This is a genomic window from Waltera sp. (genome assembly GCF_046969025.1).
GTDB lineage: Bacteria > Bacillota > Clostridia > Lachnospirales > Lachnospiraceae > Acetatifactor > Acetatifactor acetigignens.
On record NZ_JBKVQF010000041.1, the window covers coordinates 1 to 13,564 of the forward strand.

Annotated in this window: 14 protein-coding genes and 3 tRNA genes; all 17 read right to left on the minus strand. The window is 48.3% G+C overall.

Annotated features, from left to right (window positions below):
• Window positions 1-93: 93 nt before the first annotated feature.
• The 17 genes from ACLTOH_RS14925 to ACLTOH_RS15005 all read right to left on the minus strand — a co-directional run bounded on the left by ACLTOH_RS14925 (window position 94) and on the right by ACLTOH_RS15005 (window position 12,857).
• Window positions 94-167, minus strand: a tRNA-Arg gene (locus ACLTOH_RS14925).
• 119 nt (window positions 168-286) lie between these two features.
• Window positions 287-361 (minus strand) — tRNA-Pro (locus ACLTOH_RS14930).
• Window positions 362-445: 84 nt separating this feature from the next.
• On the minus strand, window positions 446-928 hold the full coding sequence (locus ACLTOH_RS14935; RefSeq protein WP_022312032.1) for a metallophosphoesterase family protein: 483 nt from the start codon (window positions 926-928) through the stop codon (window positions 446-448).
• Complete coding sequence (locus ACLTOH_RS14940) at window positions 906-1,517, minus strand: XTP/dITP diphosphatase (RefSeq protein ID WP_118503557.1); 612 nt, start codon at window positions 1,515-1,517, stop codon at window positions 906-908. Before ACLTOH_RS14940 ends, ACLTOH_RS14935 begins: the two co-directional genes overlap by 23 nt.
• A 37-nt stretch (window positions 1,518-1,554) precedes the next feature.
• Window positions 1,555-2,625, minus strand: coding sequence for an N-acetylmuramoyl-L-alanine amidase family protein (locus ACLTOH_RS14945; protein ID WP_337536096.1), 1,071 nt, complete (start codon window positions 2,623-2,625; stop codon window positions 1,555-1,557).
• Between the two features lie 5 nt (window positions 2,626-2,630).
• Window positions 2,631-3,782, minus strand: coding sequence for a THUMP domain-containing class I SAM-dependent RNA methyltransferase (locus tag ACLTOH_RS14950; RefSeq protein WP_227063521.1), 1,152 nt, complete (start codon window positions 3,780-3,782; stop codon window positions 2,631-2,633).
• A 116-nt stretch (window positions 3,783-3,898) separates the two neighbouring features.
• A complete protein-coding gene (locus tag ACLTOH_RS14955) occupies window positions 3,899-4,048 on the minus strand; it encodes a hypothetical protein (protein ID WP_412224334.1) in 150 nt (49 codons plus the stop codon).
• A gap of 415 nt (window positions 4,049-4,463) precedes the next feature.
• The gene (locus ACLTOH_RS14960) at window positions 4,464-4,961 is read right to left on the minus strand and encodes a DUF1700 domain-containing protein (protein ID WP_022312037.1); all 498 of its coding nucleotides are present in this window, start codon (window positions 4,959-4,961) and stop codon (window positions 4,464-4,466) included.
• A gap of 140 nt (window positions 4,962-5,101) precedes the next feature.
• Window positions 5,102-5,175 (minus strand) — tRNA-Arg (locus tag ACLTOH_RS14965).
• 82 nt (window positions 5,176-5,257) lie between these two features.
• A complete protein-coding gene (locus ACLTOH_RS14970; protein WP_022312038.1) occupies window positions 5,258-5,548 on the minus strand; it encodes a hypothetical protein in 291 nt (96 codons plus the stop codon).
• A 122-nt stretch (window positions 5,549-5,670) separates the two neighbouring features.
• Window positions 5,671-6,597: an orotidine-5'-phosphate decarboxylase gene (gene pyrF / locus ACLTOH_RS14975; RefSeq protein ID WP_412195854.1), complete on the minus strand. Its 927-nt coding sequence runs from the start codon at window positions 6,595-6,597 to the stop codon at window positions 5,671-5,673.
• A 90-nt stretch (window positions 6,598-6,687) separates the two neighbouring features.
• Window positions 6,688-9,081 (minus strand): ribonucleoside triphosphate reductase, encoded by a 2,394-nt coding sequence (locus tag ACLTOH_RS14980; protein ID WP_119623487.1) that lies wholly within the window; start codon window positions 9,079-9,081, stop codon window positions 6,688-6,690.
• Between the two features lie 335 nt (window positions 9,082-9,416).
• A complete protein-coding gene (locus tag ACLTOH_RS14985; protein WP_227733157.1) occupies window positions 9,417-10,748 on the minus strand; it encodes an MATE family efflux transporter in 1,332 nt (443 codons plus the stop codon).
• 152 nt (window positions 10,749-10,900) lie between these two features.
• Window positions 10,901-11,524, minus strand: a complete 624-nt coding sequence (locus ACLTOH_RS14990) for a DUF4317 family protein (protein ID WP_412224335.1) — start codon at window positions 11,522-11,524, stop codon at window positions 10,901-10,903.
• A 47-nt stretch (window positions 11,525-11,571) separates the two neighbouring features.
• Entirely contained in the window at window positions 11,572-12,189 is a 618-nt protein-coding gene (locus ACLTOH_RS14995) for a histidine phosphatase family protein (protein WP_118537972.1), read from the minus strand.
• 202 nt (window positions 12,190-12,391) lie between these two features.
• Window positions 12,392-12,616, minus strand: coding sequence for a glycoside hydrolase family 30 beta sandwich domain-containing protein (locus ACLTOH_RS15000; protein WP_412224336.1), 225 nt, complete (start codon window positions 12,614-12,616; stop codon window positions 12,392-12,394).
• Complete coding sequence (locus ACLTOH_RS15005) at window positions 12,549-12,857, minus strand: hypothetical protein (protein WP_118503563.1); 309 nt, start codon at window positions 12,855-12,857, stop codon at window positions 12,549-12,551. Before ACLTOH_RS15005 ends, ACLTOH_RS15000 begins: the two co-directional genes overlap by 68 nt.
• Window positions 12,858-13,564: the final 707 nt, after the last annotated feature.

The window sequence follows — 13,564 nt, forward strand, 5'->3', positions numbered from 1 at the left end:
CTTGGCCTCCAGAGCCACAATCTGGCGCGCTAACCAACTGCGCTATACCCACCATGCGAGACAGTGATGACCAAAAGTCTTCCTTATCTCAAATGTGCTCGAAGGGATTCGAACCCCCGACCCACGGCTTAGAAGGCCGTTGCTCTATCCAGCTGAGCTACGAACACATATCTGTCTGTTATCTACATCAGCGAACCGACGAAGCATATTGTAACTTATCCGACATCATTTGTCAACAGTTTTGTATTAATTTTTTGAAAAATAAATACAAAATCCAAGTTACACGTCGGGGTGACAGGATTCGAACCTGCGACCCCCTGGTCCCAAACCAGGTGCTCTAGCCAAGCTGAGCCACACCCCGAAGCTGCGTTATCGCGGATTTCCGCAACGCAGATGTTATTATAACCCAGAAATTTTCTATCTGTCAAGAGAGAAGTTTGAAGCATTACTGGCGAAGATAAGCAATCGTAAAATGCACCTTTCCCCTTCTGTCAATCTCCATGATCGCATAGGAAGGCTGGCGTCCCTCCTGTCTCGGATAGGACAGACTTCCCGGGTTCACGGCAATGATGTCATCATCAATATCGATCACCGGCCGATGGGTATGTCCGTACAGCACGATATCAACGCCCCGGTCAATGGCCTCTTTTTTGATAGTCTCATTTCCCATGGATACATAATAATTGTGTCCGTGGGTCACCCATACTTTGTAGGATCCGATATCCAGTGTGATCTCTCTGGGGAGATCCGAGAAAAAGTCATTGTTGCCCAGAACGATATAAACCGGGCATTCTGCCGCAGAAGAAAGTGCATACTCACTGCCCTCCGCATCTCCGCAGTGGATCACCATGTCCGGGTGGTGCATCTCCAGTACTTTGAAATAATTCTCATTCTTTTTATGGGTATCACTTACGATCAGTATCTTCATATTTCTTCAGTTCCTCTTTCATCAGCTCCAATGCCTTACCTCTGTGACTGACCTGGTTCTTCTCTTCTTCTGTCAACTCCGCCGTAGTCTTGCCGAATTCCGGTACGTAAAAAATAGGATCGTAACCGAATCCGTTGGTCCCCTTCTCTTCATATCCGATCCGCCCTTCGATGGTAGCTCTTGTGGTAAGTTCTCTGCCGTCCGGGAGCACTGCTGCAATGGCACAGACGAATCTGGCAGTACGCTTTTCCTCCGGCACTCCCTCCAGTCTCTGGATCAGATTTGCATTTTTTATGGAATACGGCGTATCCTCTCCCAGATATCTGGCAGAATAGATTCCAGGTTCCTTATTCAGGGCATCGATCTCCAGTCCGGAGTCATCCGCCATCACGATATCTTTCGTAAAAGCAGCCACCGCACGGGCCTTGATCAGTGCATTCTCTTCGTAGGTCTTACCGTTTTCTTCAATATCTGCTTTAATGCCCGCATCTTTCATGGATACGACTTCCAGACCGGTATCCTCCATGATCATGCGGATTTCTTTGATTTTTCCGGCATTGCCGGTCGCGAATACGATTCTTCCCTGCATATTAACTCCTTGCCGCATTTGTGTTCTTATATAGTCATCATTGCGTATTAGTATAAACCTCGGAAATAGCTTCTGCAATACCTTCCGCCAGCTTTTTTTGATAGCTTTCCTGTTCCAGCAGCTGTCTCTCGCTGCTGTTGGTCACATATCCGAGAGAAATTCTGGCTGCCGGGATCTTCAGCTGCCACAGAATGTCATCTTCCTCCGCCGGGAACAATCCAATGGCCCGGTTGCTGGAAGCCACCGTCACTTGTCTGGTCACGCAGTCGGCCCATTGTACATTTCCGAAATCCGGCAGATAATACTCATCATTGTATTCTGCCCGGATGCCGTAGGTACTCTCCTGTGCATCATCTGCTGACAGTCCGATCTCCAGGTACAGATCTGCATCCACCCAGTCAGCGAAGCTACGCCTTACTTCCTGTGCGACCTCTGTATCTTCTGTACGGGTAAGATATATTTTTACCATGCTTCCTTCCAACAGCTGTGCCGTCTGTCTTGCCACCTCCAGAGCGATGTTCTTCTCCTCACAACCGGAATCGGCAACGCCTCTGTCCCTTCCGCCTCCCACGGGATCCAGCACTACGATCCGGTCGTAAGATTCTCTGGGATTGACAAAATCGATCTTCAGAGTTCCCTCTTCCAGAGTACTGTGATACTCCAGGATCTCCTTCATGGACAATCTGAGCAATACGCCCTCGTTCTGTGCTTCACAGATGCCGTTTCCCACCAGGCTGAAATCTCCGGTAAGCTGATGTTCCCGGTAAAAAGATTTTCTGCCGTTCTGCACATAGATCCAGAGTTCCCTTTCCATGTAATGATTTTCCACCACTACATTTTCCGCTTTCGTACCGGTTTCCAATGGTATACAGATCTCCCGTTCTGCCTTCCTGTCTTCCGCCATGTCCAGCTGCATTTCATGGGACCGTTCCGCCTGATTCTCTGTGACCAGACCGCCCTGTTCCTGACTTAACGCGGAGATCACCACCGTCTTATGCGCTGCCGTCCAGAGCATGATGCCCATAGACATACTTCCCAGCAGGAGCCAGAGGATCAATGTAATGCGTCTATTCTGTTGTTGATCCCTGATCTGCAGTAAATTTTTCATTTCTTCTAAACGTCTCTTCTCTTCGGAGGCTTCGGTCCCAGAAACTGATAATAATAAGTCTTCATCATTCCGTTGTAGATCTTGCGGTTCTTGTCCGCTTTCCTGCCGATATCCTTCTCTGCCTGCTCATAGGCAGTGATCAGATACATACTCCAGGAATCCAGTTCCCGGAATCGTTCTCCGATGGTACGGTACAACTGCGGCATCTGGCTCTTATCCTGCAAACGCTCTCCATAGGGAGGATTGGTGATAATAAAGCCGTATTTCTTCGGGTGATGAAGCTCTTCCACACCACGACGCTGGAAATGAATCAGCTTGTCCACACCCGCCATCCGTGCATTTTCTCTGGCGATCTTCACCATATCCTCGTCAATATCATAGCCCTGAATATCTGTCTCCACTGACAGATCGATCATCTCTTCCGCCTCATCCATTGTATCATACCATACCTTTTTTCCTATGATATGGGGCCATTCTTCCGCCGTAAAACTGCGGTTCCTGCCGGGTGCCATATTGGCCGCCATCATGGCTGCCTCAATAGGGAAGGTGCCGCTTCCGCAGAAGGGATCCACCAGGATCCTTCCCGCATTCCAGGGAGTCAGTTCGATCAGTGCAGCAGCCAGATTCTCCGCAATGGGGGCTTTTGCCGTCAGCTTACGATATCCTCTCTTATGTAAGGACTCTCCGGTGCTGTCCAGTCCCACGGTCACTTCATCCTTCATCAGGAATACCCGGACAGGGAAATTTTCTCCATCTTCAGGGAACCAGCTGATCTCATACTGGGCCTTCAGCCGCTCCACCATTGCTTTTTTCATAATGGACTGAATATCCGAGGGGCTGAACAATTTGGACTTTACACTAGCTGCCTTGGCCACCCAGAATTTGCCGTCCTTCGGAATGTATTCTTCCCAGGGAAGATTTTTCGTGCCCTGAAACAGTTCTTCAAAAGTCTCCGCATGAAAACTTCCGATTTTGATAAGGATTCTTTCTGCCGTCCGCAGAAAAATATTTGCTCTGCACAAAGCCTCCTCATCTCCGAAAAAGGTGACACGACCATCCGCCACTTCTGTAATATCATATCCCAGATCTGTAATCTCTCTTTTTAATACTGATTCCATACCGAAATGGCAGGGAGCAATCAATTCAAAACGTCTCATTCGTTCCTCCGGATCTTAGTCATCAATTATTGCACATATAAAGTTATTATATATGGATTCTGAAAATATGTAAATAGGGCTGCCTTGCGGCAGCCCCTGAAAAATTATGCACCCGATTAGCAGTTCTTGTTCTGCTCCCTGTTGTTGCTCTGATTCTTATTCTGATTCTGGCTGTTCTGCTTATTCTGGGAGTTCTTACTGTTCTCGCTCTCGTCATAAGAGTTGTTATACTTGTTCTGATTGTTCTGTTCATAATTGTTAGACATATTTGTGACCTCCTGATAGGAAATATCTTTTTTAGTTACAGGAGTAGTATGTCTATTTCGCACAAAAATATGCCCAAAAATTATGGTACTTTAGAACTAAATTTCTTCTTGCATTTTTATATCATTAGTACTATAATCATAATTGTAAATAGAAACCCCTTCATGATTCTATTTGCACCCTTATGTATTATTTATTTATACTCCCCTCATGAGAGCCACCAGCTTCCCCCTGGCGGCTCTTTACGTTGGAACTATTCAGAGTCAATAAATATAATCGGAGCAACCGTCAGATGCTCGCATCTGTAAGGTACTCCGATTATATTTATTTGACGAAGTAACCTCAATGAGCAAAAAGTAAGCCTCGCAGAGGCGTTTTGCGAATTGAGGGACTATGAATAGCTGATTTATATAGTTGCTAGTTAAGCCAGTCCCGAAATAATTTCACCAGGAACAATACTACCACAATCGGAATCAGTACCGGTGCCAGAAAAGACAATACGGAAAATACCGCACCGAAGATCAATACTACCACCAGAATCCCAAGGATCAGCCACACCCAGCCCGGAAGCTTCGCCAGAACATTTCCCACCTTACTCTGGTGTGTTCCGTAGCCATCGTCTTCCTCTGTATAACTACGATGGACATTCTGTCCGGCAGCCTCCCGATACTCTCCGTTGCCGTAGACCGTGTTCCGGTATCCGGAACGGTTGTCTCCACCGTTGGTCTGAATGATTGTGCGGGCGATCAGTCTGGGATCTCCCAGGCTCTCTAAGACTTCCTCTTCTGTCCTGCCCTTGCGGATCTCTGTATTTATATAATCCTGGTAATAATTTACATTATCCATGACCAGACCGGGAGAAACACGCCCATTCAGCGCCATCCGCAGTCGGTCCACAAATTCCTGTTTGTTCATACTTTCACGACTTCCTCCATTTACATCATCATTTTAGCATGACATAAGTACCACGTAAATATACGGATCGGGAAGTATTTCTAAAACTTTTCTAAAATGCAAAATAAAAACCCCGGAGACATCATCTCCGGGGCCTTAGATGTACGTGACAGGATTCGAACCCACGACCTTCTGGTCCGTAGCCAGACGCTCTATCCAGCTGAGCTACACGTACATTTCATTTACAGGTTTTCGCCTGCAACAGTATGTATTGTAACTGCTGCGGGCGAAAATGTCAATAGAATTTTTCAATTTTTTCAAACAATTTTATCTGCTGCCTGCTTTTCCGTAGCCTGTACGACTTTTACGTCGTATTTTTCCAGGATGGCCTGCTTGAATTCTTCGTAATTGTCTTCATCATCATAGCAGGCATATTCGATCTCCAGCGGTTCCTCAGTCTTCATCAGGAGCATTCCCAAAAGTGACTTTGCATCCATTGCCATCTTCTGAATACGGATGTCGATTGCATCGTCGAATTCGTTGCAGGTATCTACAAAATGTCTGATATCATCCTCCGAGTGGAAGGTAATATATAACTCTTCTTTCATCCTCTGTTCTCCCATCTGTCCGCTTGTGGACACCCCATACATTTATCACTATTCAGAGCCAAAAGTAAAGTCTCAAAGAGACGATTTTGCGAATGAGACTCTGAATAGTAGCTGTTTTCTGCCTAGCGTGCTGCCAGCGCCTGTGCGATATCTTCACGCATATCCAGTACTGCCGCACGGGAAGCATCTGCATAATTCTGCTCGCCAAACTGTGCGTATTTCTCCTGCTGGTATGCGGCAATGATGCCACGGGAAGAGTTGATAATGGCACCCAGTCTGTCCTCATTGAAAAAATGTACCAGATCTGCGCCCTTACCGCCCTGTGCACCGTAACCGGGCACCAGGATAAATGCCTTGGGCATTACCTTACGAAGTACCTTTCCCTGCTCAGGATAGGTTGCTCCTACGACAGCACCTACATAGCTGTAGGAATCACCCATACAGTCAGCTCCCCAGGCTGCTACCTTTTCTCCTACAAGCTCATACAGAGGTCTGCCGTTCACCAGCTGATCCTGGAACTCGCCGCTGCTGGGATTGGAAGTCTTCACCAGTACGAAAATACCTTTTTTCTCTTCCTTACAGATCTTCACAAAAGGATTTACACCGTCGGATCCCAGATAAGGGTTCACGGTTACAAAATCTTCATCAAAACCGTAATAGCTCTTGCTGCCTACCTGTACTTTGCCCAGATGTCCTACCGCGTATGCTTCGGAAGTGGATCCGATATCGCCGCGCTTGATATCGCCGATGACGATCAGGCCTTTTTCCTTGCAATAATCCACAGTCTTCTTAAATGCCACCATGCCGGGAATACCGAACTGCTCATACATTGCCACCTGAGGCTTCACAGCGGGTACTAAATCATAAATAGCATCCACAATCCCCTTATTGTACTGCCAGATGGCCTCTGCAGCACCTTCCAGTGTCTCACCGTATTCAGTGAATGCTGCTTTCTTAATATATTCCGGCACGAATTTCATCATAGGATCCAGTCCTACCACGATCGGTGCGTTGGTTTCTTTGATTCGAGTGATCAGTTTGTTGATCATATTTCCTCCGTTCTGCAATAGATCTGCCTTTGAATTTATATTATTACACAGCAAAGGCACCGCCTTCGGGCGATGCCTCCTGACCTGTTTCTATTCTACCCCAACTAATGTCAGTTGGTCAACGTACTTCTTGATATTTGAAGCATTTACATACTTTTTATGGCTGTCACCGTTTACCACCACCAGAGTCGGTGCCTGCATTACACCGTAACGTCTTGCCAGCTCCATATTCTCCTCCGCATCGATGGTCACGTAGGGTACATTTTTCAGATATTCCTTCACCAGCTTACAGTTAGGACAGGTCTTGGTGGTGAACAGATACTTGATGTTCTGCGGCTGCTCCACTTTTACATCCACCTCTTCTGCAAAATTGGACAAGGTCACCACGCTTCTGGTGGGACGCTTCAGGGAAGAATGTGCAATATCATACTCTGTTCTGTTGGCGTATTCCTGTAGCTTACCATCATTCCAGTTCTGTACCGGACGATAGTAACCGGTGATACGGCTGTAGACCTCGGTCTTCGCCCCACAGTGAGGACATACCTTCACTTCGCCCGCCAGATAACCATGCTCCTTACAGATGGAATAAGTCGGAGACAGGGTGTAATAGGGCAACTTGTAATTGGAAGCTATGGTGCGTACCAGAGAAGCCGCTGCCTTCCAGTCGGGAAGCTTTTCTCCCAGGAATGCATGGAACACTGTGCCGGAGGTATACAGAGTCTGCAATTCATCCTGAATATCCAGTGCATCGAAAATATCCACGGTATAGTCCACCGGCAGATGGGAGGAATTCGTATAATAAGGGGTATCTCCGGGCTTTCCGGCCGTCTTGATGCCGGGCCAGCGCTTTCTGTCGTGCTTTGCCAGACGGTACGTGGTACTCTCCGCAGGGGTCGCCTCCAGATTGTAGAGGTCTCCGTACTGCTCCTGATAATCCGACAGACGCTCTCTCATATGATTCAGTACTTCCTTGGTGAACTCCTGGGTCCTGGGATCGCTCATATCCGCTCTCAGCCAGTTGGCATTTAAGCCCACTTCATTCATACCGATCAGACCGATGGTAGAGAAATGATTCTCAAAGGTTCCCAGATACCGCTTGGTATAGGGATACAGTCCCTCGTTCAGCAGCTTCGTAATGACACCGCGCTTGATCTTCAGGGATCTGGCTGCAATGTCCATCATGTGGTTCAGTCTTGCGTAAAACTCGTCCTTGTTGGCAGACAGATATGCGATTCTGGGCATATTGATGGTGACAACGCCCACGCTTCCGGTGCTCTCGCCGGAACCGAAGAATCCTCCGGTCTTCTTGCGCAGTTCCCGCAGATCCAGACGCAGTCGGCAGCACATACTGCGGACATCACTGGGCTGCATGTCAGAATTGATATAATTGGAAAAATACGGTGTACCGTATTTTGCGGTCATCTCGAATAACAGTCTGTTGTTCTCGGTGTCGGACCAGTCAAAATCCTTTGTGATGGAATAAGTCGGGATCGGATACTGGAAACCACGGCCGTTGGAATCGCCCTCGATCATGGTCTCGATAAACGCCTTGTTGACCATGTCCATTTCCTTTTTACAATCCTTATATTTGAAATCCATCTCCACACCACCTACCAGCGCCGGCAGCTCTGCCAGATCATCGGGCACCGTCCAGTCTAGCGTGATATTGGAAAAAGGAGCCTGTGTGCCCCAGCGGCTGGGGGTGTTGACACCGTAAATAAATGCTTCGATGCATTTTTTCACTTCGGGATAGCTTAAATTATCTACCTTTACAAATGGGGCAAGATAGGTATCAAAGGAAGAAAATGCCTGTGCTCCCGCCCATTCGTTCTGCATGATCCCCAGGAAATTTACCATCTGGTTGCATAGCACGGATAAGTGTCTCGCCGGAGCAGAAGTAATCTTGCCGGTGATGCCGCCCAGTCCCTCCTTGATCAGCTGCTTTAAGGACCATCCGGCACAGTAGCCGGTCAGCATGGACAGATCATGGATATGGATATCCGCATTCCGATGTGCCTCTGCAATCTCTTCATCATAGATTTCAGACAGCCAGTAGTTCGCCGTCACCGCACCCGAGTTGCTTAAGATCAGACCACCTACGGAATAGGTCACCGTGGAGTTCTCTTTCACACGCCAGTCTTCCACCTTGACATAACTGTTGACCACATCCTTGTAGTCCAGAATGGTAGACTTCATGGCACGCATTTTCTCCCGCTGCTTGCGGTACAGAATATACGCCTTCGCCACCTCTTCATAGCCGGCCTGTCCCAGTACACGCTCCACACTGTCCTGAATGTCTTCCACGTGGATCTCGTCATTCTCCACCTTTTTCTGGAAATCCGCAGTTACCCGTAACGCAAGAAGATCAATAATGTCATTATTGTAGCTCATCTGCGTCGCAGTAAAAGCCTTCATAATGGCATCATTGATCTTCGTCAGTGTAAAGTCCGATTTGGAACCATCTCGTTTGATTACCTGAAACATCTTATGTACCCCCTTACCTTCGTGTCCCCATGGGCTTTCGCCCGTAAAACCTATCACGGTCTATTCTACAATACTTTGTAGGGGAAGTCAATTAAAGGATACAAGATATTGTGTATACATCAGTTCACCCGTCGATTGCGAGAGTGCTGCTTTACGCTCGCGTAAGGAGCCGGCTCTGTGCAAATCGACGAGGGGAGCGCCATCTCATGAGCAAAAGGCAGCTGCGTAGCAGCGGAAAGCCTCGAAGAGGCGATTTTGCGAATGGCGCAGGGTGAACGACCACGGGTACGAATGGCGCGGGGTGAACGGCCGCGAATGTGAACGGTACTCGCCTCTTACGCTCTCTTCCACACCCTGTGGTACAACACATACGCCACCACCGCAGTCACGCTCTCCGTGCAGACAAATGCCCACCACACACCGGTGACGCCGATCAGGCGGCTCAGCACAAATGCCGCAGGGATGATCACCGCCACATACCGCATCACGGAGATCACCAGGGAAGCCATGCCCTGTCCCAGCGCCTCCAGTGCGCCGGAGCTGGTCACCGACACAGCGGACAGAATAAAGCCCAGACTGATGATGTGCAGTGCTGTAATACCGATGGTAACAGTCTCCGGATTCTCGGTGAACAGTCCGATCAGTCCTCCGGGGATCAGCCAGCACAATGCCGTGCCGATAGCCATGATCCCGGCAGTCAGTTCCAGCGTCAACCGGTAGATCTGCTCCACACGCTTCCGCTCTCCGGCACCGTAATTGTAACCAATCAGCGGCCGGATGCCCTGAATGATGCCATTGGAGGGCAGATAGATAAAGGTCTGCAGCTTGTAATAAACGCCCAGTACCAGCACATACGCACCCGAATAAGCCGCCAGAATACCGTTCAGTGCGGAAATCAACAGAGACGGCAGTGCCATATTCAGCGTAGCCGGAATGCCGATGCCGTAGGTCTTGCCACAGATCTCTCCTTCCGGTCGCAGATAAGTTCTGCGCAATTTTACCGGCAACGGATCCAACACATAATAGATGATATATACTAATAACGTGATCACCTGACCGATTCCGGTAGCCAGAGCCGCTCCGGCGATCTCCATCCGGGGAAACGGTCCGATACCGAAGATCAACAACGGATCCAACACAATATTCGTCACAAATCCGGCGATCATACTGACCATGGTGGCACGCATCCGGCCCACCGCCTGAAAGATTTTCTCTAACGTGATACCTCCGGTGACAATGGTGGAAAACAGGAATACCACATTGGAATATTCCATACCCAGTGCCCGCACGGTATCGCTCTTCGTAAACATCCCTAAGAACCAGTTCATGCCGCAGAGGAATAAGATCATAAGCAGTACGCCGTGCAATACTCCCAGCACCATGCCCTGGGTTGCCGTCTTATCCGCTTTTTCCTGATTCTGTGCTCCCAGATAGAAGGAGATCATGGCATTCACACCCACACCGAAGCCCACTGCCACCGCCGTCAACAAGTTCTGTGCCGGATAGACTAAAGACAATGCCGTCATGGCATCTTCACTGAGCTTCGCCACGAAATAACTGTCTACAATGTTATAGAGGGAATTAAATGCCATGGACAGCATCATGGGAAGTGCCATGGACATGACCAACGGGAATATCTTCTTTTCTTTCATATAAGTCTGGTTCATTTTTCCTCTCCTTAAACAACAAACGCCACACAACATTCCTGCTGTGTGGCGAAAATAAGATCGATATCTTGAAAAATCCACTCCCTTACGGGTTTTATGACCGGTTATTCATTTTGTTCCAGAGCGTATTATAGGGAAGAAATGCCTTTCTGTCAAGCCTGTACGCCCAGTATTTTTGCAAATAACTGTGCCCCTTCCTCCGCCTGATAGATATTGATACCGTCAATGTCTGTGCTGTGGTTGGCAAAGGCAGGGTACAAAAATCCCGCCTCCGGTTTTCCGGCCTCGTAGTCTCCGGTCACTGGACTGATCGTGCCGATGAGAAACTGATAGACTTCCTCGGACTCCCACTGGTTCTCTTTGTCTTTTCCCTTGGTGGGTACATCGTAGCTGCCGAAGAAAAGATAAACGGCATAAGGATATCCCGGCTGGTATCTCTCCCCAATATATTCATAGAGGGAGTACAATAATGCATCATTTTTCAGTTCGCACTGCCGTAATGCCTCCAATAACTGCATAATGCTGCCCGGTTTCCGGGCTCCCTGATCCAGTCGGTAATTTCTCAGATTCACATTGGTATTGGAATAAGGTACCGTCTTGGCAATATTCAGATTTTTCTCTTTTTCGCTTCCGGACAACTTCAGAAAATGAGTATTAAAAGTACCGTCAATAAACCCTTCTTCGTCCATATAGGCTCCTGCAATTCTGGAAAAACAGTTGCGGGACACGGTCATTCTTCTGGTCAGTTCCAGCATATCTTCTCTGTCTATGTGCATTCTTAACCTCTCACCTTTCAGCAGTCTGCAAGCTCTGTATCCGGAACTTACAGCAGTTTGCTCTTCGTATTTACACTTTCACTGTCCTGATATTCCAACAGAGACAGCTTTCCTTCCCGGCATTCCAGAATCGCAGTAGCACAGTTGCCCATATGGAAATGCCAGAAGTCGCTGACCGGAATATCCAACACCGCATTCAGGATACTGCGATTCAATGCTCCATGAGCTACCACCAGCACTGTTTCATAAGTTCCCTCCAACGGCAGCAACACCTGCTTCACGAACTCGCCGCTTCTGGCATACAACTGGGCAAAACTTTCCGCTCCCTCGGGCGGGAGATAGCTCCCCGGATCCGTAAACGGACTGTTGGCCCCCTCCCGGATTTTACGGACATCGGTCCCTTCCCATGGTCCGAAATTGAGTTCCCGGAGTCTTTCGTCTGTGGTCAGCGTAATTTTCCTCTCGCCCACAATGGTCTCTGCCGTATGTCTTGCACGGATCAGCGGGGAACAAAACGCGATTTCAAAAGGAACTTCCTTTAATCTCTCTGCCGCTTCCGCCGCCTGCGCAAAACCTTGAGCATCCAGGTCAATATCCGTCTGTCCCTGCAGCCGCCCCGCCTGGTTCCAGTCTGTCTCCCCGTGTCTTACCAAATAGATTTTCATATATCTGTATCCTCATTCTTCTGTCGTAACTTACTTTTCTTCTGCCTACATTTTTCACTTACCCTGTTATCCACAGTGGTCTGTTTCAAAATACTACGGTTTCCACCGTTCTGTCAACCTGCTCCCCGGACGTATACGCAAAAACAGTGGGTTCCGCTCCCGGTTCCCGCTGTCTTTTTCATAATTGCCTATATCGATTTTCTTATTTTTCGATCTCCGCCGTCATAATGGACTTTGCCTTTGATGTCAGTTCCGCACAGTACTCTCCCAGCCGCAGATACACCGGAATCTCTTCCTCCGTCCGGTTTAAAAGCACCACCGTGATCCGCCCGTCCTTTTCAAACGCCGTCACCTCGATCTTATCTGTGTATCTGGTAACACCGATCCGCTGTGCTGCCGCCTTTAGGAAATGTGTAAAATGCCACATGGTACCCGCGGCTGCGGTATTCCTCAATGTAACGGCAGATATACTCTGCCCAGCGCTTCCGGTATTCCGGCTTTAATTTGCCGCCGTTGTTCCGCTCTCCATTGGTCTTCATGTAGACCGGCGGACTCCAGGGGGGACAGGAGGATATCCAGCTTCCCGCCGTAAGCTTTCTCCGCCGCATCCAGCAGTGGCAGAATGTATTTTTCCACTCTTTCAAAAGAAAAGTGTTCAAAATTCTCATCCGCCTCTTCCCCGTCTGCTTCGTAATGCGCCAGGGAAAAATCGCAGCTGTCTATAGGAATCCGGACACGATAGGTCTCTGTTTTGGCATCTGTCGTTGCAGCGCCTGTTCCTGTTGCTTCATTTGTTCCGCTCTGTCCACATCCGGTCAGCCTGGATACTGCCATGGTTACCGCAAGTACGGTAGATAATAATTTACGCTTCATACACTCGTCCTCCCAATAGGTAAATATTGTTTTTTGTATTTATCATTATCACTGACGGCCGTCTGTTTTATTTGATAATTGAATTCTACCATTAGTTTCCATCAGGCAACAGATAGCAAATTTTCAAAAAGGGGGATTTTTTTCGAATGGAAAAAGGTGGATAATATTACACTGTAAATGGAAAGTTACGCGAGCAATGAGCCGCGCATAGGCATAGTGAAGACAGCGATGGGCGCTCGCGCATGATTCGCTGTCTTTACTTATGCCGAGATGCGGCGAACGCCGCGATATGAAATAAGATTGGCAGCGTTTTATGCTGACAATCTTATGAATAGCGTGGCTCATTGCGGAGGGTTTTATCTTCGGGACATAGTAGAAGAAAAATGTAGATTACGCCCGCTTGTCGGAAACTTCCGGGGCTCAACAGAGAAAAAACATGGATCACGCCCCGCTTGTCGGAAACTTCCGGGGCTCAACAGAGAAAAAACATGGATTACGCCCC

Coding starts and splice junctions, on each gene's coding strand:
- ACLTOH_RS14935 (WP_022312032.1), bottom strand. CDS start 928: ATGAAGATACTGATCGTAAGTGATACCCATAAAAAGAATGAGAATTAT.
- ACLTOH_RS14940 (WP_118503557.1), bottom strand. CDS start 1,517: ATGCAGGGAAGAATCGTATTCGCGACCGGCAATGCCGGAAAAATCAAA.
- ACLTOH_RS14945 (WP_337536096.1), bottom strand. CDS start 2,625: ATGAAAAATTTACTGCAGATCAGGGATCAACAACAGAATAGACGCATT.
- ACLTOH_RS14950 (WP_227063521.1), bottom strand. CDS start 3,782: ATGAGACGTTTTGAATTGATTGCTCCCTGCCATTTCGGTATGGAATCA.
- ACLTOH_RS14955 (WP_412224334.1), bottom strand. CDS start 4,048: ATGTCTAACAATTATGAACAGAACAATCAGAACAAGTATAACAACTCT.
- ACLTOH_RS14960 (WP_022312037.1), bottom strand. CDS start 4,961: ATGAACAAACAGGAATTTGTGGACCGACTGCGGATGGCGCTGAATGGG.
- ACLTOH_RS14970 (WP_022312038.1), bottom strand. CDS start 5,548: ATGAAAGAAGAGTTATATATTACCTTCCACTCGGAGGATGATATCAGA.
- pyrF (WP_412195854.1), bottom strand. CDS start 6,597: ATGATCAACAAACTGATCACTCGAATCAAAGAAACCAACGCACCGATC.
- ACLTOH_RS14980 (WP_119623487.1), bottom strand. CDS start 9,081: ATGTTTCAGGTAATCAAACGAGATGGTTCCAAATCGGACTTTACACTG.
- ACLTOH_RS14985 (WP_227733157.1), bottom strand. CDS start 10,748: ATGAACCAGACTTATATGAAAGAAAAGAAGATATTCCCGTTGGTCATG.
- ACLTOH_RS14990 (WP_412224335.1), bottom strand. CDS start 11,524: ATGCACATAGACAGAGAAGATATGCTGGAACTGACCAGAAGAATGACC.
- ACLTOH_RS14995 (WP_118537972.1), bottom strand. CDS start 12,189: ATGAAAATCTATTTGGTAAGACACGGGGAGACAGACTGGAACCAGGCG.
- ACLTOH_RS15000 (WP_412224336.1), bottom strand. CDS start 12,616: ATGTGGCATTTTACACATTTCCTAAAGGCGGCAGCACAGCGGATCGGT.
- ACLTOH_RS15005 (WP_118503563.1), bottom strand. CDS start 12,857: ATGAGAATTTTGAACACTTTTCTTTTGAAAGAGTGGAAAAATACATTC.